16 protein-coding genes are annotated in these 18,879 nt (G+C 59.3%); 11 read left to right on the top strand and 5 right to left on the bottom strand.

What is annotated here, in order from left to right; genetic code table 11:
• Positions 1 to 49: 49 nt before the first annotated feature.
• A complete protein-coding gene (tkt, locus tag HDF15_RS07430) occupies positions 50 to 2,047 on the bottom strand; it encodes a transketolase (RefSeq protein ID WP_184254196.1) in 1,998 nt (665 codons plus the stop codon).
• 318 nt (positions 2,048 to 2,365) lie between these two features.
• Here tkt and HDF15_RS07425 point away from each other — a divergent pair, with 318 nt between their 5' ends.
• Positions 2,366 to 2,734, top strand: coding sequence for a helix-turn-helix transcriptional regulator (locus tag HDF15_RS07425; protein WP_184254194.1), 369 nt, complete (start codon positions 2,366 to 2,368; stop codon positions 2,732 to 2,734).
• Positions 2,735 to 2,823: 89 nt separating this feature from the next.
• Entirely contained in the window at positions 2,824 to 3,243 is a 420-nt protein-coding gene (locus HDF15_RS07420; protein ID WP_184254192.1) for a VOC family protein, read from the top strand.
• 214 nt (positions 3,244 to 3,457) lie between these two features.
• Here HDF15_RS07420 and HDF15_RS07415 read toward each other — a convergent pair whose 3' ends face one another.
• Positions 3,458 to 5,926 carry a glycoside hydrolase family 15 protein gene (locus tag HDF15_RS07415; RefSeq protein ID WP_184254189.1) on the bottom strand — a complete coding sequence of 823 codons (2,469 nt, stop codon included), beginning with the start codon at positions 5,924 to 5,926 and terminating at the stop codon, positions 3,458 to 3,460.
• A 430-nt stretch (positions 5,927 to 6,356) separates the two neighbouring features.
• On the opposite strand from HDF15_RS07415, the gene HDF15_RS07410 reads away from it, so the two are divergent.
• From HDF15_RS07410 to HDF15_RS07395, 4 genes are all read left to right on the top strand, one after another.
• Positions 6,357 to 6,968, top strand: a complete 612-nt coding sequence (locus HDF15_RS07410) for a superoxide dismutase (RefSeq protein WP_184254187.1) — start codon at positions 6,357 to 6,359, stop codon at positions 6,966 to 6,968.
• 65 nt (positions 6,969 to 7,033) lie between these two features.
• The gene (locus HDF15_RS07405; protein WP_260330907.1) at positions 7,034 to 7,348 is read left to right on the top strand and encodes a type II toxin-antitoxin system RelE/ParE family toxin; all 315 of its coding nucleotides are present in this window, start codon (positions 7,034 to 7,036) and stop codon (positions 7,346 to 7,348) included.
• A 14-nt stretch (positions 7,349 to 7,362) separates the two neighbouring features.
• Positions 7,363 to 7,662 carry a HigA family addiction module antitoxin gene (locus HDF15_RS07400; protein WP_184254185.1) on the top strand — a complete coding sequence of 100 codons (300 nt, stop codon included), beginning with the start codon at positions 7,363 to 7,365 and terminating at the stop codon, positions 7,660 to 7,662.
• A 39-nt stretch (positions 7,663 to 7,701) separates the two neighbouring features.
• Positions 7,702 to 9,165 (top strand): SEL1-like repeat protein, encoded by a 1,464-nt coding sequence (locus HDF15_RS07395; RefSeq protein WP_184254183.1) that lies wholly within the window; start codon positions 7,702 to 7,704, stop codon positions 9,163 to 9,165.
• Positions 9,166 to 9,228: 63 nt separating this feature from the next.
• Here the strand turns inward: HDF15_RS07395 and typA are convergent, their stop codons facing one another.
• Together typA and HDF15_RS07385 are read right to left on the bottom strand one after the other, a co-directional pair.
• The gene (typA, locus tag HDF15_RS07390) at positions 9,229 to 11,067 is read right to left on the bottom strand and encodes a translational GTPase TypA (protein WP_184254181.1); all 1,839 of its coding nucleotides are present in this window, start codon (positions 11,065 to 11,067) and stop codon (positions 9,229 to 9,231) included.
• Between the two features lie 252 nt (positions 11,068 to 11,319).
• Positions 11,320 to 11,670 (bottom strand): DUF1330 domain-containing protein, encoded by a 351-nt coding sequence (locus HDF15_RS07385; protein ID WP_184254179.1) that lies wholly within the window; start codon positions 11,668 to 11,670, stop codon positions 11,320 to 11,322.
• A 324-nt stretch (positions 11,671 to 11,994) separates the two neighbouring features.
• On the opposite strand from HDF15_RS07385, the gene HDF15_RS07380 reads away from it, so the two are divergent.
• From HDF15_RS07380 to HDF15_RS07360, 5 genes are all read left to right on the top strand, one after another.
• The gene (locus tag HDF15_RS07380; RefSeq protein ID WP_409254868.1) at positions 11,995 to 13,383 is read left to right on the top strand and encodes a circularly permuted type 2 ATP-grasp protein; all 1,389 of its coding nucleotides are present in this window, start codon (positions 11,995 to 11,997) and stop codon (positions 13,381 to 13,383) included.
• A 3-nt stretch (positions 13,384 to 13,386) separates the two neighbouring features.
• The gene (locus HDF15_RS07375; RefSeq protein ID WP_184254175.1) at positions 13,387 to 13,689 is read left to right on the top strand and encodes a BrnT family toxin; all 303 of its coding nucleotides are present in this window, start codon (positions 13,387 to 13,389) and stop codon (positions 13,687 to 13,689) included.
• A 582-nt stretch (positions 13,690 to 14,271) separates the two neighbouring features.
• Positions 14,272 to 15,375 carry a nucleoside hydrolase gene (locus HDF15_RS07370; protein ID WP_184254173.1) on the top strand — a complete coding sequence of 368 codons (1,104 nt, stop codon included), beginning with the start codon at positions 14,272 to 14,274 and terminating at the stop codon, positions 15,373 to 15,375.
• A gap of 82 nt (positions 15,376 to 15,457) precedes the next feature.
• Complete coding sequence (locus HDF15_RS07365; protein WP_184254401.1) at positions 15,458 to 16,444, top strand: alpha-E domain-containing protein; 987 nt, start codon at positions 15,458 to 15,460, stop codon at positions 16,442 to 16,444.
• 101 nt (positions 16,445 to 16,545) lie between these two features.
• Positions 16,546 to 17,544 (top strand): transglutaminase family protein, encoded by a 999-nt coding sequence (locus HDF15_RS07360; protein WP_184254171.1) that lies wholly within the window; start codon positions 16,546 to 16,548, stop codon positions 17,542 to 17,544.
• A gap of 299 nt (positions 17,545 to 17,843) precedes the next feature.
• Here the strand turns inward: HDF15_RS07360 and HDF15_RS07355 are convergent, their stop codons facing one another.
• Positions 17,844 to 18,560 carry a rhodanese-related sulfurtransferase gene (locus HDF15_RS07355; RefSeq protein WP_184254169.1) on the bottom strand — a complete coding sequence of 239 codons (717 nt, stop codon included), beginning with the start codon at positions 18,558 to 18,560 and terminating at the stop codon, positions 17,844 to 17,846.
• Positions 18,561 to 18,879: the final 319 nt, after the last annotated feature.

The raw sequence follows: 18,879 nt of genomic DNA, 5'->3' as shown, positions 1-18,879 counted from the left end.
CCAGAGCCTACCGCACTCTGGACCCTGAGCCCTGGACCCTAGAGCCCTCTTACTTCTTGACCAGCTTCTTGGCAGCCTCGACGACGTGTCCAACCGAGACACCCAGCTTCTCCAGAGCGATCGGCCCCGGAGCCGATGCGCCGAAGCGATCGATACCGATGGCGACGCCATCGCGACCGATGTACTTCCACCAGCCCATCGTCGCACCGGCTTCAACCGAGATCTTCGGCACACCGTGCGGGAAGACCGAGAGCTTGTACTCTTCGCTCTGCTCCTCGAAGATCTTGAAGCTCGGCATGGAGACGACCGTCGCGTTGATGCCGGCAGCCTTCAACTCTGCGGCAGCCTTCATAATCACTTCAACCTCGGAGCCAGTGGCGACGAGGACGATGTCCTTACCGCTGCCGTCGAGGATGTAGGCACCCTTGCGAGCGCCCTCGAACACCTTGTACTTCGCATCGTCGAGAACCGGCAGATCCTGGCGAGAGAGCGCCATGAAGCTGGCCGACTTGCGCTCGAGCGCCAACTGCCAGCAGGCAGCGGTCTCGTTCGCATCCGCAGGGCGGAAGTCGGTGAGATGCGGGATCGCGCGCAGGCTCATCAGGTGCTCAACGGGCTGGTGCGTGGGACCATCCTCGCCGAGGCCGACAGAGTCGTGCGTGAAGATGTAGAGCGAGTGCGCATTCATCAGCGCACCCATGCGCAGCGCCGAACGGCAGTAGTCGGAGAACGTGAAGAACGTCGAGCCGAAGGGAATGAGCCCGCCGTGTGCCGCGATGCCGTTCACCGCGGCCATCATACCGAACTCGCGCACACCGAAGAACACGTTACGACCCTTGGGATCGACGTGGAAGCTCGGTGAGTCCTTGAAGATGGTCTTGGTGGAAGCCGTAAGGTCAGCCGCGCCGCCGAACAGTTCGGGAACAATCTTTGCGACAGCATTCAACACCACCTGGCCGGCGTTGCGCGTAGCCACGGGCTTGTCCACGGGGAAGGTGGGAATCGCCTTCTCCCAACCCTCAGCCAGCTTCGCCGCAAAGGCGCGCTCATACTGGGTGCCCAGTTCGGGGTAGGCCTTCTTGTAGGCGTCGAACTTCTCCTGCCACTCGGCCTGGGCCTTTGCGCCCTTATCCTTCGCCTGCAGCCAGTTCTGACCGGCCTCTTCGGGGATGTAGAAGCTCTTGTCCTCGGGGAAGCCAAGGTTCTTCTTCGTGGCCCTGGTGGCCTCCGCGCCCAGCGCTTCGCCGTGAACCTTGTTCGTGCCGGCCTTGGGCGAGCCATAGCCGATCACCGTACGCACGCGGATCAGCGAGGGCTTGGTGGTCTCGGCCTGAGCCGCACGGATCGCTCTTTCGATGGCGACGAGGTCGTTGCCGTCCTCGACCATCTGCACATGCCAGTGGTAAGCGTGGAAGCGCTCGGTAACGTCCTCGGTGTAGCTGAGGTCGGTGGGGCCGTCCAGCGAGATCAGGTTGTCGTCATACAGCACGATCAGCTTGCCCAGGTTCAATGTGCCCGCAAGCGAAGCCGACTCGTGGCTGATGCCTTCCATCAGATCGCCGTCGCCGCAGAGAACGTAGGTGTGGTGATCGACCGGGGTGTGATTGTCGTGGTTGTAGATTGCGGCGAGATGCTTCTCCGCAATGGCTTCACCTACGGCCATCGCAAAACCCTGGCCGAGCGGACCGGTGGTCACTTCAACGCCGGGAGCCTCACCGACCTCCGGGTGGCCAGGAGTGTGCGAACCCCACTGGCGGAACTGCTGAAGCTGCTCAAGAGGCAGCTTGTAGCCGGTCAGATGCAGTACGCCATAGAGCAGCGCCGACGCGTGGCCGTTGGAGAGGATGAAGCGATCGCGGTCGGACCAGAGCGGCTCGGCCGGGTTGTACTTCATGATCTTGTGGTACAGCAGGTAGGCGATGGGAGCGCAGCCCAATGGCGCTCCGGGGTGGCCGCTCTTGGCCTTTTCAACCTGATCGACTGCGAGGAAGCGCAGCGTGTTGATGGAAAGCTGGTCGAGTGCGTCTTGCTTCTGCTGGTCGGTCATTCTGTCCTCAAATGTGTAAGCTCGTGTGTTCGCGCGCCCCATGCGCGCCCTATTCTCACAGGCCAGTCCAGTGTAACGGAAGGGCGTGGGTATCAACCGTACCGTAACAATTCGGGCTCTGTTGAAGCCGCAGGCTTTGTGGATTTGTTGTGGTTTTTGCGGTTGTGGTTGCTTTTCTGATTTGTCATTCCGAGCGCAGGGAGCGAATGACAAGCCAGAAAAGCAAGAACAACAAAAAAAACAATCCCGCCCTTGACATCGCCTTTTTCAGTGCTTACATTTCACCAATCGGTTAAATAACCGATTGGTGAAATAAACATGAACACTTCCAATCTGGACTCCACCTTCGCCGCCCTTGCCGATCCGACCCGGCGAGCCATCCTTGGGCGGCTGGCCCTGGGTGAAACCTCGGTCACGGAGCTGGCCGCTCCATTCGAGATGAGCATGCCGGCCATCTCCAAGCACCTGAAGGTGCTGGAGCGGGCTGGGCTCATCGCCCGTGGACGCGAGGCCCAGTGGCGGCCCTGCAAGCTGCAGGCTGGACCGCTGCAGGATGCCTCCGTCTGGATCGATGAGTACCGGAAGTTCTGGGAACAAAGCTTCGACCGTCTCGACGACTATCTGAGGACTCTGCAAAACCCCACTCTGCAATCCAAGGAGAAACACCATGAGCACAAGAGAAAGTAACGCCGTAGCCAGGCCCGGTGATCGCGAAGGACAAAGCATGTCCTTTGAGCGTATGAATATCACAACGTAAAAACCCTAAGGAGAGGACCATGAATACGAATCTGCACCTTGTATTTCCGGGCACTTGTAACGAGGCGTTTGCGTTTTACGAGAAGACGTTCGGCACGAAGAGATTGCTGACGATGAAGTTTGGCGACGCACCTCCGGGCACACCCGTCCCCGAGGATGCGAAAGACCTGATCATGCACACGGCGATGCCCGTGGGCAACATGACGCTGATGGGCTGCGACGGACCTCCGGGACGTCCGGGGACTCCGCTGGGCGGCTTCCAGGTCTGCGTGGACTCGACGGATGAGGCTGAGGTGAAGCGCCTCTTTACCGAACTCAGCAAGGATGGTTCCGTGCAGATGCCGTTGATGCCGACGTTCTGGTCGCCGCTCTTTGGGATGTTGACGGACCGGTTCGGTGTGGGCTGGATGGTGAGTGTGCCGGGGCCGCAGCCGAGTTAACGATGGGTGCTACCCGTTTTTCGTCGTCATCCTGAGCCAAAGGCGAAGGACCCCCGCATTTTGTGCCACCACAGACGCAAAGCGAGATACAGTAGTGCGCTTTGCCTCTGTGGCGCTACGAATGCGGGGGTCCTTCAGCTACGCTTCAGGATGACGACGAAAAACAAACAACGACAACAGCCAAAAACAAACAACAGCAACAACAAAGACAGTTCTACGACTTCGGCTTCATCGCCGCCGGTCCCTGCGGCAGAAGCTCCTCGTTGATATAGACCTCGCAGTTGCGGCCCAGCCAGTGATCGCTCTCCGGCCAGTACAGCGTGAAGATAATGCTCCCTGTCTGGTCGTGCGCGGTCTGGATGTCGATGAATGATCCCGGACGGCCAACCACACGGGACTCGATCGAATTCTTCGTCTCCCAGTTGTCCGTGGTGTAGACGACACGGAAGCGTTGCGCATCGAGAATGCGCAGCGTGCCGCCCTGGCACATCGCGGAGATTGGCCTGCCGGTCTGGAAGATCTCCATGCGGCTCTGGAACGTGCGCTTTTCCTTGGGAACCGCGTAACGCTCCTCGACGACCGAGATGCGGTCGAAGACCTTGCCGTCGGCGACCGAGCGCAGCAGCTTGACGTACTCGGCATGCGCCCAGACCAGCGGCTGCGCCGAGCCCGCCGAGCGGCCCAGGTACATGCCCTCCGAGGGCAGATCGGCATAGTCCCACACCTGCTCGGGCAACATGCCGCCGATGGAGCTGAACTTCTCCAGCGCCGTCACGAACGAGGTGACATCCTTCCCCGCGGCGAGCTCGTAGTGCGCGCGCTCGCCGGTCAGGATCGGCCAGGCACGGCCCTGCCCCGAGCCGAGGTACGGGCCGCCGTCTTTCCGCTGGCCGTAGCCGTCGTGGTTGTAGCGGCGCCAGCACACGCCGTAAGGAGTGTCGATCTTCAGCACCGAGTCGACCACCTTCAGCGAGTCGATGATGAGCGGATCGTCCGCCCGGCGAACTCCGTAGCGAACCAGTTCGAGGAAGCCCGCGTCGATGACCTCGCGTGCCTCGAAGTCGAACCTCTCGCCCGGCTCGCGGTTATTGAGGTGGACGGTGCCCGGAGGAATCTGCGGGTTGTGGAACGGCTCGCCCTCTGCCGGCGGACGGATACGCATGTAGTGATACGGGACGTCGGGCAGCAGCATGCCGCGGTTCGTCGTCGTCCACTCGTCGAGATGCGCCTCGATCCAGTCGGCATAGTCTTCGAGGAAGGTGCCGAGTTCGCGCGAGCCGTGCGCGATGGCGATGTCGGCCGCGCAAACCAGCGCCGAAATCACCGCTGCCAGCGTTGAAGGAGAGTAGCCCGCATTCTCTTCCCAGCGCTCCTGCTGCGTGACCGGCGCATAGCGCACGAGAAATGCTGAGGCATTTATAACGAAAGGGAAGATATCGAAGTTGCCGAGGCCGTCGGCCTTCCAGAGCCGCCACGCGAGGATGATCGGGAAAGCCACCTCATCGAGCTGAATGCCCTGCCAGTAAGGAGACCCATCGATCCAGAAGTTCTGTGCGAAGCCGCCGTCGGCATGCTGGGTGCAGGCGAGATACACCAGCGCGCGAAGCGCCGTGTCGACGCGTCCGCAGGCCAGCATCGCCGTCGCTGACTGGACCATGTCGCGCGTCCAGACCAGGTGATAGCCACCCAGGTCGGCGTCGGACTTGGACGCTCCCCACGGGATCGAAGCCGACGCAATGAACGCGCCGGAGTAGGTCTTGTCCTCATGCGTGAGAATGACGTTGTGCGAGACGCGCAGCAGCTTGCCGCCATCAGTAGAAGCCTTCGCCAGACGCTCCGGTGATTCCACGCGCTGCCACTGCTGAATGAAGCGCTTGAGATGCGCGTCGTACGGGGTGGCGAGCGTCTGCATCATACCGGCGAGCGCGGAGTGATGACCATCTCCGAGCGCGATGGCGATCGTGAACTCGCGGTGCGTCGCTACCTCGATCTCGCCCATCATCGCGATGTTGCCATCGAGCGCCTGGCCGAACTGCCAGGCCATGTGCATGTGGGTGGAGAGATCCTGATAACCATCGCTGGCGCCGACGAAGCCGGAACTGGTGCGGGTGAATCCGCAACTGGCCCCAAAGGCCAGCGAGACATTGTTCTTCCACGCCAGGATGCAGCGCTTGCCGGCGATGTCCAGCGATCGCGCCGAGTTCCCTGCCCCGCCGCCATCCAGGTGCGGAGCCAGCAAGGCATAGCACTTGAGCCGCGACAGAATCGCTTCGTCGCCCTCGATCTTTACGTTCATCAGCACGACGGGATGGTGCGGGTCGGTAATGAACTCCTTGGTGACCTTGTACCGCCCGCCGATGTCGCTCGCCACGACGCGGACAGCCAGCGCGTCGTCATCCACGTAATGGAAGTCGTACTCGAAGTCGCGCTTCTCTTCATGGAAGAAGGTCTCTTCATCGGTGAAGAGCAGTTCCATGTCGCGCGTCTGCGGACGGTCGATCGTGGGGTAGTAGATCTCGTTCAGCGTGCCGTGCGAGGCCGTGAACCAGATCCTGCTGGAAGCCGCATAGGCCGTTGAAACCGCGTCTTTCTGGCTGGAAGTCCAGCGCGGTTCAAGTCCGGGCCTGCCGAAAGCTGGACCATCGTCATCCAGCCAGTGATACGTTCCGTCGAAGACGCTCATGGTGAATATGAGAGCACAAAAGTGGGAATAAAGTTACGGGTTTTCAGTCGGATGAGGATTCGTGGGCCGTCTTCTTGATCCATTCACGAAACTGTCATCTCGACCGGAGGCGCGCTTTGCGCCGCAGTGGAGGGACCTGCAGTTTATTCGCGCGGGCGGAAATAATTGCGGCTACCAGCAAACTGCAGGTCTCTCCGTCCTGAGCGGAGTCGAATGGACGCATCGCGATAAAACCATGATGCTCCGGTCGAGATGACAATTTTGGGGGTGGCACAAGCGAAGAAGCTGGTGCCTGCGACCGGAATTGCACGTCCACCGCCGTCGCGGGTGTAAGCTCAACGATGTTGCGCCGCGTATTGCGGCGCGTGCATCCAACCACCAGAGCGAGGCTCTGCGCCTCCGCAAACCGAACCATAAGGAGCAACTCACCGTGGCCTTCGAACTTCCTCCCCTTCCCTACGACTATGCCGCTCTCGAGCCGACCATCGACGAAGCGACGATGAAGCTGCACCACGACAAGCACCATCAGACGTACGTCACCAACCTGAATGGCGCGGTCGAAAAGCACCCTGACCTGGGCAAAAAGACACCTGAAGAGCTCATCAAGGATCTGGACAGCATTCCCGAAGACGTGCGCGCTGTCGTCCGCAACAATGGCGGCGGACACGTCAATCACACCATGTTCTGGCAGATCATGGGACCGAACGGCGGCGGCGAGCCGACGGGCGCTATCGCGGCCCAGATCACCGCAGACTTCGGTTCGTTCGAGGACTTCAAGAAGAAGTTCAACGAGACGACCGCCAAGCAGTTCGGCTCCGGCTGGGGCTGGCTGGTATTCAAGGGCGGCAAGCTGGAGATCGTGACCACCGCGAACCAGGACAACCCGCTGTCGCAGGGTCTGTATCCGATCCTCGGCAACGACGTCTGGGAGCACGCTTACTACCTGAAGTATCAGAACAAGCGTCCTGATTACCTCGCAGCCTGGTGGAACGTCATCAACTGGGCAGAGGTCAATAAGCGCTTCGAGCACGCGAAGAAGTAGTTTTTGCCTGGATGGACACGAGGCCGCCTTCGGGCGGCCTCGTGTGTTTTAGATCCGAGCTTTTCTTGCTTAGTGCATCGCTACGCGATACACTCTGGATCGTGATCGTCAGCTTTCGCCACAAGGGTCTCAGGCTTTTCTATGAAACTGGATCCACGCGGGGCGTGCAGGCGGCTCATGCGCAAAAACTACGCCTTATTCTCGCCATTCTGGAGAAGGCGAAAGACTCATCAGAGTTCATGCTCCCAACATTTCGAGCGCATCTGCTCAAGGGAGATCGCAAAGGTTTCTGGGCGATCTGGGTGAACGGTAACTGGCGTGTCACCTTTCGATTTGTCGGCTCCGATATAGAACTACTCGACTATGAGGACTACCGTTAGAAAGGTATTTGGACATGATGCATAATCCTCCACATCCGGGCGAGTTATTGAAGGATAGCTTTGGTAAGGATGGCCTCAATATCAGCATTGCCGAAGCTGCACGCCGTTTAGGCGTGTCGCGCGTAGCCTTGTCGCGCGTTGTCAATGGCAGGGCTGCGGTTAGTCCAGATCTCGCCATTCGACTAGAGATTGCCAATCTCAGCACAGCGCGCCTCTGGCTGGCCCTGCAAGCCGGATACGATCTGAGCCAGGCGCTAAAAAAGAAACGCCCTAAAGTCATTGCCTTACAGCCTCGCTCCCTAATGGCCGCCTGATTTTTTGCCACCAGTAAACAGCGTGATAGCGTAGCGGCTATGAGACTTGTACTACCGCTGCTGATGGTCGCCATTGCATCTTCGGTTCAAGCACAGATCACCATTGATCTCAGCCATCCCGGCACTTATGTTCGACACTTCACCGTAACAGCGGCAGATGGCGATGCCAGCGCGATCACTCCTGACCAGATTGCGGATGTCAATCGGAAGCTAGCCGCCTCTGGGAACACAGAAGCTGCATGGGAACTGGGGCTTGCCTATTTGCAGGGTGAGGGCGTCAAGCAGGACCTCACGCAGGCTGAGCACTGGTTTGAACTTGGTGCCACCAAGCCTGAGCAAAAAGGACTCGTCGCCGAAATGTACCAAAAGGGCGAGTACTTCACGCCCGATCTTGAGACAGCCGCCCGTTGGTTTATAGCAGCCGGACGCCCTGGAGATCTCTTCGAACTTGCCCAGAGTTATCGCACAAGCGATCCTCCTCAGATCCATAAGGCAGCGACGCTCTATCGTTCGTTACTCTCTCAAACCGGTCACCCCGAAGTGCGCAGAGCCCAGATGGAGCTGGGTAACCTCGTGCTCGACGGAAAGTACAGTGCCGGGGATGACGTAGCAGGACATGCACTGAATATGGAATGGGCACGTGTCATTACGCAAGAGTTGTTAGGACAGGAAGAGTACAGCATTGCTGTCGACTATACGGTCGGGCGCGAAGATCTACCCAAAAACCATGACATGTGGCAGCTCTTTTGCAAACGGGCGGCTCGATACAACATCGACCTAGCCCAGGAGTTTTATGGGCGCGCCATTCTGAATCACGAAATCCAAAACGGTAACCCGTTTGAAGGCTATGCGTGGATCCGGCTGGCTTCCGATAAACAGTATGGGAACAAAGTCACCGTACAACAGCTCGAGAAGCAGATGACTCCCGAGCAGCTTGCCGAGGCAAACTCTATCTACGACGGCCTGGTGCAGACGCGCATACAGGATGGAGCATACTATCCAGCGGGCGATCCCCTGCGCGAGCCTTCCAATGCGGCTTTAAAAGCGCTGCCCGAGGATAACCCGGATGTACAGTTACGACAGGCCTTTGCGCTGGAATCCAGTTCTAGGCCGGGAGACTACCAGAAGGCTTTGCAACTCTATCGAGTAGCCCGTGACCGCCGCATGATGGACGTCCGCTTCGTTCTCGGCCACGACTATCTTGAAGGAACAAACGGCATCGCAAAAGATCCGGCGATTGCACAGCATTGGTTGTATGGAGCCGCCGATGCCGGATCCCATCCGGCTGCGCTGTTACTGGCGCGCTTATGCCGTGGCGAAGGCGGCGGAAATCCAGATGCGGTACAAGCACTGGCATGGGAGATGATCGGACATGACGGCCCCACGGCAATCGGTCCTCCTCCTCATCTCAGTCAGAAACAAAAGCTCGACGCGATGCACCTCTATGCAAAGTGGCTGGCTGCTCATCCCGGGTGGACAACCGCTGCAGCCTCCTTGAGGTAGAGGCAATACGAAAAGCGAAAGGCCCTCCGCAAGGAGGGCCTTTCTTTGTCAAATAGTAGAGAGTTACTCGGGTTGAGCGCCGCTGCGGCTGCCCTTGGGACGGCGGTTCGCCTGCAGCACCTTCTTGCGCATGCGCAGCGACTTGGGCGTAACCTCGACCAGCTCGTCGTCCGCGATGAACTCGATGGACTGCTCCAGCGTGAGCACCTTGAAGGGCACCAGGCGGACAGCATCATCGGAGCCCGAAGCGCGCATGTTGGTGAGCTTCTTCTCGCGAACACAGTTGACGTCGAGATCGTTGTCGCGGGAGTGCTCGCCGATGAGCATGCCCTCGTAGACCTCAACACCATCGCCCAGGAAGAGCACGCCGCGCTCCTGGATGCCGTCCAGCGCATACAGGGTCGTAACGCCCTGGCGGTCCGAGATCAGAGCGCCCGAAGGACGCTGCGGAATCTCGCCCGTGTAGGGGATGTAGTCGCCGGCGATGGAGTTCATGACGATGGTGCCGCGAGTCTCGGTGAGCATTTCGTTGCGCAGGCCGATGAGACCGCGCGACGGAACCTTGAACTCCATGCGGACACGGCCTGAACCGTGGTTCGCCATCTTGACCATCTCGCCTTTTCTCGGCCCAAGGCGCTCGATTACGGTGCCGACAAAGCTCTCAGGGATATCGATGGTCAGAATCTCGGAGGGCTCCATGAGCTGATCGTTGATGCGCTTGGTGACGATCTGCGGACGCGAGACCATCAGCTCGAAGCCTTCGCGGCGCATCATTTCGATGAGCACGGAGAGCTGGAGCTCACCACGGCCCAGCACCTTGAAGTTATCCGGGGTGCCGGTGTCTTCCACACGGATGGAGACGTTGGTGAGCAGCTCCTTTTCGAGACGCTCTTTGATGTTGCGCGACGTGACCAGCTTGCCTTCGCGGCCGGCGAACGGACCGTTGTTGACCGAGAAGACGATGGCGATGGTGGGCTCATCGATCTTGATGGTCGGCAGCGGCTTGGGATTCTCGAGCGCGCAGAAGCTCTCGCCGATGGTGATGGCGGGGATACCGGCGACGGCGATGATGTCGCCGACTTCGGTCACGTCGGTGTCTGTGCGCTTGAGGCCGTTGAAGGTGAAGAGCTTGGTGATCTTCACGGTCTGGAGCGAGCCGTCGATGCGGGAGAGGTTAACTTCCTCGCCGGCCTTGAGGGTGCCGTTGAAGACGCGGCAGATCGCGAGGCGGCCGAGGTAGTCGGAGTAGTCGAGGTTGGTGACCAGCACCTGGAGGTCGCCATCCGGCGTGCCGGTGGCGGGAGGAATGGTCTTGAAGATGAGCTCGAAGAGCGGCTGCAGGTCGGTGCCCGGGACGGCGAGGTCCATGGTCGCGGTGCCGGCCTTACCGTTGGTGTAGATGACCGGGAATTCGAGGACGCTGTCGTCGGCGTCGAGGTCGATGAAGAGGTCATAGACCTCGTTCAGCACTTCCTGGGGACGAGCGTCGGGGCGGTCGATCTTGTTGATAACAAGGATCGGGGTCAGTTTGGCTTCGAGCGCCTTCGAGAGTACATAGCGCGTCTGGGGCAGGGGGCCTTCGCTGGCGTCCACCAGCAGGACGACGCCATCGACCATCTTGAGCGCGCGCTCCACCTCGCCGCCGAAGTCGGCGTGACCGGGGGTATCGACGATGTTGATCTTGGAGTCGTGATACTGGATCGCCGTGTTCTTGGCGAGAATGGTGATGCCACGCTCTTTTTCAAGGTCGTTCGAGTCCATCACGCGTTCGGCAACAGCTTCGTTGGCGCGGAAGGTGCCGCTCTGGCGCAGCATGGCGTCGACCAACGTGGTCTTGCCGTGATCGACGTGGGCAATAATGGCGATGTTACGGATGGCTTGGGCGGTCGTTGGGGTGCTCACTTGGAGAGGGCTTTCCTGTTCTGATCAGACTGAATATCGGTTTTAGGGAGCTGGACGCACACGTGGAAGAAGGTGCAGGCCTTCACGGCTCCGAAATTGGGTGAAAAGCGCGTCGCTTCCAGTTTACCGCATGGCGACAGTTGTAGTGAAAAGATTGGGTTAAGACGTATTTTACCGGAATGCCCCTTAAGTCGGTCCCACCGCAAGCTGAAAGAGGAGCCGTGCACGGCTCCTCTTTCTCGATCAGGAGGGCTACTTCAATGCGGTCGCGCTACGAACACTCGCCGCCCAGCCCTTGACGGTAAAACCCTCGGGAAGATGATCGATGAAGACCAGATCCGCAATGGAGTTCTTGGTCCGGAGCGGCAGAATTGCCTGATACTCCGAAGAGTTATACCAGCTGGTCGCTGCCTTGCGGTCTGGAAATTCCATCAGTACAACGGCACCCGGCCAGGTACCCTCCATGGTATCGGGAGGCCCCATGGCAAGCCACTTCGCGCCGAAGGGAATGGCTGTCGCCTCAACTTTTTCCAGGTAATCCAATGCCTGGCTGTTTGGGATATCGCCCGGGATACGCAGGTGATTGATCAGATAGGTCTTCATCGTATTACTCCTTTCGCAGTTGTCGGGATGGTTCTGGTGATCGAGGGCCCCACGTGCATTTTGTGGCCACATTTCGATTTTTTCGCTTTGCTCACGACATCGTATCAGTAGCCCGGGACGTTTATCTCGTCACCTGATCCCCGGTCTATTGTCCGTTCGGAAGCTGCGCTGAAACGCTCATCGTCCGATCAAAGAGTTTCGTAACCATCTCGCCACGTGCCCTATACTGAGGGGCACATGGACAAGGTTGCGCCGAATACTCCGCTTCGCCCGCTCGAACTCGCAGCGTTGAAGAACTACAAGCTTGACCATGCGTACGACGAGATGTTCTCCGGCTCGGAGACCCTGCATGAGCACTACGAGCCGTTGCTGGAGCATCTGTCTGCGCTGCCGCCGGAAGAGATCCAGCGCCGCAAGCAGGCCGCCGACCTCAGCTTTCTCAACCAGGGCATCACCTTCACCGTCTATGGACGCGACGAAGGCACCGAACGCATCTTCCCCTACGACCTGCTGCCGCGCATCATCACCAGCGCCGAGTGGGCGACCGTGGAGCGTGGCCTGACCCAGCGCATCACCGCGCTCAACCTCTTCCTCAAGGACATCTATAACGAAGGCCGCATCCTGAAGGACGGCATTGTTCCGCGCGAACTCGTCTACTCCTGCCCGCAGTTCCGCCGCCAGATGTGCGGCCTGCAGGTTCCGCGCAACGTTTATATCGCGGTCTGCGGGACCGACCTGATCCGCCTGGAGAACGGCGACTTCGCGGTACTCGAAGACAACCTGCGCGTACCCTCGGGGGTGAGCTACATGCTCACCAACCGGCGCGTGATGAAGCGCATCTTCCCGCAGCTCTTCCGCAGCTACAACGTGCGGCCGATCGAGCACTACACGCAGGTGCTGCTGAGCACGCTGCGCTCGCTCTCGCCCGAGGGCAGGCCGGAGCCGAACATCGTCCTGCTCTCGCCGGGCGTCTTCAACTCCGCCTACTTCGAGCACGCGTACCTCGCACGGCAGATGGGCATCGAGCTCGTCGAAGGCCGCGACCTCGTGGTTCACGACAACGTCTGCTACATGCGCACCACCAGCGGGCTGAGACGCGTAGATGTCATCTATCGGCGCGTGGACGACGACTTCATCGACCCGCTGGCCTTCCGTTCCGACTCCATGCTCGGTGTCGCCGGGCTCTTCAATGCGTATCGCGCGGGTAACGTGACCTTATCGAATGCCTTCGGCACCGGCGTCGCCGACGACAAGGCGATCTATGCGTATGTGCCGGACATCATCCGCTACTACCTGAGCGAAGAGCCGGTGCTGAATAATATCGAGACCTATCTCTGTGCACGCGAGAAAGACCGCCAGCATGTGCTGGCGAACCTCGACAAGCTCGTGGTCAAGGCGGTGGGAGAGTCGGGCGGCTACGGCATGTTGATCGGCCCGCACTCGACGGCCAAGGAGCGCAAGGATTTTGCCGACCGCATCAACGCCAATCCACGCAACTATATCGCGCAGCCGACAATCAGCTTTTCGCGCGCGCCGTGTTTGATTGGCGATGAGCTCGAGCCGCGCCACGTCGATCTGCGGCCCTACGTGCTCTACGGCGATAAGGTCACCATCGTCCCCGGTGGGCTTACGCGCGTTGCTCTCACGCGGGGTTCGCTGGTGGTGAATAGTTCACAGGGCGGTGGCAGTAAGGATACGTGGGTGCTGAGTTAGTAGATGATTTACTTCGAATGGGATGAGAACAAAGCCGAGCGTAACTTTCGCATCCATCACATCAGTTTTGATGAAGCAGCCATAGTCTTTGAAGACCCGTATAGAACGACTGAAGAAGATTTAGTCGTAGAAGGCGAACAGCGATGGCGAACAATAGGCATCGTCTCCGGATTAATAATCGTTCTCGTCATACATCTTGAAGAGGATATCGGCGAAGACCTGTTTGTGCGTATCATTTCAGCTAGAAGAGCTACACCTGTGGAAAGGAGTGATTATGACAAGAATCGTACGCAGAAAACTGGGTGATCCCCTCAGCCCCGAATCAATCGAGCGCCTTAAGCGTCTGGCAGAGATGCCCGATTCCGAGATCAATACCACTGACATTCCTGAGCGGCGCTTCGGGCAATCAAACAAAGTGACTGTCCTGCCTCAAAAAGAAGCTCCTCTGTCTCATCGGAAAGCCAGCTAAGACCTTCTGTCGATACCTGAATGAAGATTGCAAACCTGCGTAACCATATTGCGCAGCCAACGATCAGCTTTTCGCACGCCGTGTTTGATCGGCAATGAGCTCTCTGGATACCTGGGTGCTGAGTTAGTAGCGCGAGCAGAGGAAGGTGTGCTGTTTTTGCTTTTGTTTTTCTGGTTGTCATTCCGAGCGTAGCGAGCGAACCTGCTGTCTCCCGCTTTTCGTTTATACCGCCCAGAAAACATATGTCCAGAACTGAAAGCGAACGGCTGTACCGATGCATAACCTTTGTGGCAGCACTGGCGAAGAACGGGAGACAGCAGGTTCACTCACTACGCTCGGAATGACAACCAGAAAAGCAAGAACAACAGCAAAAACAAAGGCAAAAGCAAATACGAACCCCTTACTCCAACGAGCCATCCGTGATCAAACACACATTTGCGAAGACGCTGCTCCCTCTGCTTCTCTCCGTCCTCGGCACAGCCGCCGCGCAATCGCCACGCCTCGTCCTCATCGACCAGGACGGCTCCGGCCCGGGTGGTTCCAACCAGATGTCGATGATGGTCCTCCTGCAATCGCCGCAGGTGCGTGTGCTCGGCATCACCATGGTCAGCGGCAATGCGTGGGAGCCTGAAGAGGTTGCGCACACCCTGCGCATGCTCGAGCTTATTCACCGCACAGACGTTCCTGTCGTTCCCGGCGCGGTGTTCCCGCTGGTACGCACCGAGGCCGAAGCCCAGCAGGAGCGCGCGCTCTACGGCACCTTTGAGTGGTACGGCGCGTGGGGCGACCTCACCGCTCACACCAGCATGCAGGCATATCACGGGCCCTTTGTAGTTCCAAAATTGGACGAAGGCGAGCCCACCGCCAAGCCTCTTGAGGAAGATGCCGCGCACTTCCTGATTCGGCAGGTGCACGCGCATCCGCATCAAGTGACGATCTACGCCGCCGGACCGTTGACCAACATCGCGCTGGCGCTCTCTATCGACCCTGACTTCGCCACACTGACGCAGGGAATCGTCATCATGGGCGGCAGTCTCGCCCCACAAACCAGCGACTCGGAGTACGCAACGCACCCGCGCCACGAGTTCAACTTCTGGTTCGACCCCGAGGCCGCGCACATCGTTCTGCGCGCGCACTGGCCTCGCATCGACCTCACCACGGTCGACATCTCTGTAAAGACACAGTTCACCAAAGAGATGGTGAAGGAGATTGCGCGCTCCGGCACGCCTTCAGCAAAGTACATAGCGCAGTACAGCCGCGAGTTCTTCTACCTGTGGGATGAACTCGCAGCGGCCGCCTGGATCGATCCGAAGATCATTACGAAGGAGCGCCAGCTCTACGTAGATGTCGATCTGGCACGCGGCCCCAACTATGGCGACACGCTCACCTGGTCGGCGGCGAGCCGTCCGCAGCGCGACCTGCCCCTGGTCCATGTGCAGGAAGACCTCGACAGTTCGCGCTTCGACAAGCTGTTTATCGAACTGATGAGTGCACCACCCCTGGCCGCCGCCGGTGTAAAGTGAAATCTCCGTTACATTTTCCAAAGCGGCCGGCTTCCATGGCCGCAGAGGAAAGCACTATCCGGAATCAGGAAAGGGGCAAGCCATACTCTCTCGCGTCGCTGATTCGCTCTACTGGATGTCCCGCTATCTGGAACGCGCGGAACATACCACCCGCCTGCTCGACGTAAACCTGAACCTGATGCTGGACGAGAGCGCCACCAGCTCCGACCATCGCTGGCAACGCGTGGTGCAGGCGCTCGGCAAGCCGAAGCGTATCCGCTGGAATGGCGACCCCTACGAGCTGGCACGCACGCTTACCTTCGACGTGGAACACAAGTCGTCGGTGCTCTCCTGCATCATCCGCGCCCGCGAAAACTCGCGCCACGTGCGCGAACAGATCTCGACCGAGCAGTGGCATCGCCTGAACTCTCTGTATCTCGAGGTCACGCGTCCTGAGTTCCAGAGCGTGATGCATTCGGAAGCTTTACAGGACAACAGCGAAACGCCCGCTGCATTCCTGCAACAGGTGATGGAAGCGGTCCACCAGTTCCAGGGTGTAACCGACTCGACGATGTCGCACGGCGAGGGCTGGCACTTCATCCAGGTAGGCCGCTATCTCGAACGTGCGTCCGCCACTGCGATGCTCATCGAGGCGTATCACGAAGACCTCTGGGCGAATCCCGACCAGCTCCCCGAAGGCAACGAATATCTCGAGTGGATGGGGCTGCTTCGTTCGGCGACAGCCTTCGAGGCTTACTGCAAGGTCTATACCGCGGATATCACTCCCGAGCGCATCCTGGAGTTTCTGCTGCTCGACGACGAGTTCCCGCACTCGCTGCGCTTCTCCATCGACAGCGTGCAGAACGCGCTGCAGGCGATCCAGCGCAACTCCGGCAAGAGCCGTGCCGAAGAGCTGAACCGCATCGCCGGACGCCTCAGCGCGAAGCTGGGCTTCGCCAGCGTCGACGAGATTCTCTCCGGGGATGTCATCGGCTACCTTCGCAGCATTCAACGGGAGTGCCAGGCGATTCACGAGACGATCTACCATCTCTACGTCGATTACCCCATCCAGACAGCCCTGGCGGGGTGATTCAGTAACGCAGCCATACGCTTTATCCAAAGGCGCTTGATTAGAGGTCTACGTTGATTCTCACGCAGCTTGAACCGATTGCAAATCGCACGGAGGGCCCCATGTATTATTCGATCCGGCATCTGACGAAGTTCCTCTACAAGACCGAGGTCAGCGAGAGCATCATGGAGACGCGCATGCATCCGCGCTCCGATCAGAACCAGCGCTGCCTTACGTTTCACCTCTCGGTCAGCCCGCGCTGCCGCGTCTTCAGCTATCGCGACCATCTCGCCAACCAGGTCCACCACTTCGATATCCCGGGCCAGCACGGACAGCTCGTCATCGTCGCCGAATCGCTCGTCGAGATGCAGCCGCATGCTGCAGTGCCTGACTCTCTGCCCGAAGGCTCGTGGGCGGAGCTTGACCGGCTGGTCCACGAGGGCGACTACTGGGAGATGCTGCTGCCCAGCGAGTTCGCCACCCCAACCCCGGCGCTCGCGGAGCTCGCCGACTCTCTCGATCTGCGCCGCCGCGACGATCCTTTGAGCGTGCTGCACAAGCTGAACGAGCAACTCTTCCATTACTTCGACTACAAACCGCTCTCGACCAAGGTCGATTCTCCGATCGATCTTGCGCTCAGCACCAAAGGCGGCGTCTGCCAGGACTTCTCGCACATCATGATTGCGCTGTTGCGTTCGCGGCTGCAGATTCCCTGCCGCTACGTCAGCGGCTATCTGTATCACGGCCAGGATGCAAACGATCGCTCCGAAGCCTCGGCAACGCATGCCTGGATCGAGGCCTTTTTGCCGGAGTTGGGATGGGTGGGCTTCGACCCTACAAATCATCTGGTTGCGGGTGACCGCCACATTCGCACGGCCATCGGCCGCGACTACTCCGATGTGCCGCCGACTCATGGCGTCTTTCGCGGCCGCGCCAGGAGCGAACTCACGGTAGCTGTTCGCGTTACGCCGAGCGAAGGCACGCCGTCGCTCGATCGCGAGCTTCCTGTGCCGGAAGACTGGTCGATCCTGGTCGAGAGGGCCCAGGCTCTTCCCGATCAACCCCCACCGCCGAAGCGCCAGCACCAGCAGTCGCAGCAGCAGCAGTCGAATACGGTCTAGATTTGCCTGTGTTTTTCTCACCGCAGAGACGTCATCCTGAGCGAAGCGTCCCGGCATTTGGGGACGCGAAGTCGAAGGACCCCGAGGGCTACCATCTTGCCCAAGCCTCTCGAACCTTTTCTACCTCGAGCGCTCGAGCCTGGACTTTCGTGGTGGAAAAGGTCCTAACTTCACAGGCTAGATAAAGTCCTTCGGGGTCCTTCGACTGCGCGCCTCGCAAAGTACGCGAGGCGCTACGCTCAGGATGACGATCTTTGGGGGATGTGAACAAGAAGAGCATTCGGCTGCCTATTGACGGCTTACTCAGCTTCAAAGTCTTTGTGTCCTACCGAGGTCCGGCGGTCGAACACGAAGCAGGTGCCATGCCATTGGCTGTCCTGCTCCGGCACCTCCTCGAGGTACTTCAGGATGCCGCCCTTGAGGTGGTACACCTCGCTGAAGCCCTCCTGCAGCATGAAGGCCGAAGCCTTCTCGCAGCGGATGCCGCCGGTACAGAACATCGCCACCTTGCGATGTTTCGCCGGATCGAGGTTCTCGCGTACATAGGTCACGAAGTCCGAGAACGTCTCGATGCCAGGATCTATGGCGCCGTTGAAGGTGCCTAGATCGGCCTCATAGTGATTGCGAGTGTCCAGCAGCAGCACTTCGGGATCGGCGATCAGTGCATTCCACTCCTGCGGCTGCACATAGTTTCCAGCCTGCGTCGGATCGACCTTGGCTTTGCGGAAGGCGATAATCTCGCTCTTGACCAGAAACTTCAACCGGCCAAAGGGCCGCTCCTCCGAGTGCGCGAACTTCACGTCCGCCCGGTCCAGCCCGGTCTTCTCCACCAGCATGTCCAACAGCCGCTCGATGGTCTCAGCTGAGCCGGCCATGGTGCCGTTCACGCCTTCACCGGCGATCAGCATGCTGCCGCACAGGTCTTCCTCGCTGAAGGCGGCACGCAGTTCGTCGCGCAGGGCAGCCGGGTCAGGGAGAGAGACAAAGCGGTAGAAGGCAGCAATCGTGAAGTTCATTCCTCTTCAATCATAGATCGGCAGGGGTGCGGGGTTTATTGGTTGCGTTGGGGCACGGCGCGAAGTAAGGAAGTAAGTTTGTTTTTCGTCGTCATCCTGAGCGGTACGCGAAGGACGGTGGATTCAAGGTTGAAGTGCAACAAACTACACCAAAAGCAGCAACGACTTACGTAGAAGGAGCCATGGAAAAGCTGGAAAACAAGGAGCGTTTCCCACTTTCCTACGGCACGGCTGCGACGATGTCTATGAATCAATTCGACATACTTGTTGCACTTCAACCTTGAACCCACCGACCCCCGTATTGGTAGTAGCACCGAGG

The organism is Granulicella mallensis (assembly GCF_014203225.1).
Lineage (GTDB): Bacteria > Acidobacteriota > Terriglobia > Terriglobales > Acidobacteriaceae > Granulicella > Granulicella mallensis_A.
This window is presented reverse-complemented; position numbering and strand designations above follow the sequence as displayed.

Coding starts and splice junctions, on each gene's coding strand:
- HDF15_RS07425 (WP_184254194.1), top strand. CDS start 2,366: ATGAACACTTCCAATCTGGACTCCACCTTCGCCGCCCTTGCCGATCCG.
- HDF15_RS07415 (WP_184254189.1), bottom strand. CDS start 5,926: ATGAGCGTCTTCGACGGAACGTATCACTGGCTGGATGACGATGGTCCA.
- HDF15_RS07375 (WP_184254175.1), top strand. CDS start 13,387: ATGATTTACTTCGAATGGGATGAGAACAAAGCCGAGCGTAACTTTCGC.
- HDF15_RS07400 (WP_184254185.1), top strand. CDS start 7,363: ATGATGCATAATCCTCCACATCCGGGCGAGTTATTGAAGGATAGCTTT.
- tkt (WP_184254196.1), bottom strand. CDS start 2,047: ATGACCGACCAGCAGAAGCAAGACGCACTCGACCAGCTTTCCATCAAC.
- HDF15_RS07395 (WP_184254183.1), top strand. CDS start 7,702: ATGAGACTTGTACTACCGCTGCTGATGGTCGCCATTGCATCTTCGGTT.
- HDF15_RS07360 (WP_184254171.1), top strand. CDS start 16,546: ATGTATTATTCGATCCGGCATCTGACGAAGTTCCTCTACAAGACCGAG.
- HDF15_RS07380 (WP_409254868.1), top strand. CDS start 11,995: ATGTTCTCCGGCTCGGAGACCCTGCATGAGCACTACGAGCCGTTGCTG.
- HDF15_RS07385 (WP_184254179.1), bottom strand. CDS start 11,670: ATGAAGACCTATCTGATCAATCACCTGCGTATCCCGGGCGATATCCCA.
- HDF15_RS07420 (WP_184254192.1), top strand. CDS start 2,824: ATGAATACGAATCTGCACCTTGTATTTCCGGGCACTTGTAACGAGGCG.
- HDF15_RS07355 (WP_184254169.1), bottom strand. CDS start 18,560: ATGAACTTCACGATTGCTGCCTTCTACCGCTTTGTCTCTCTCCCTGAC.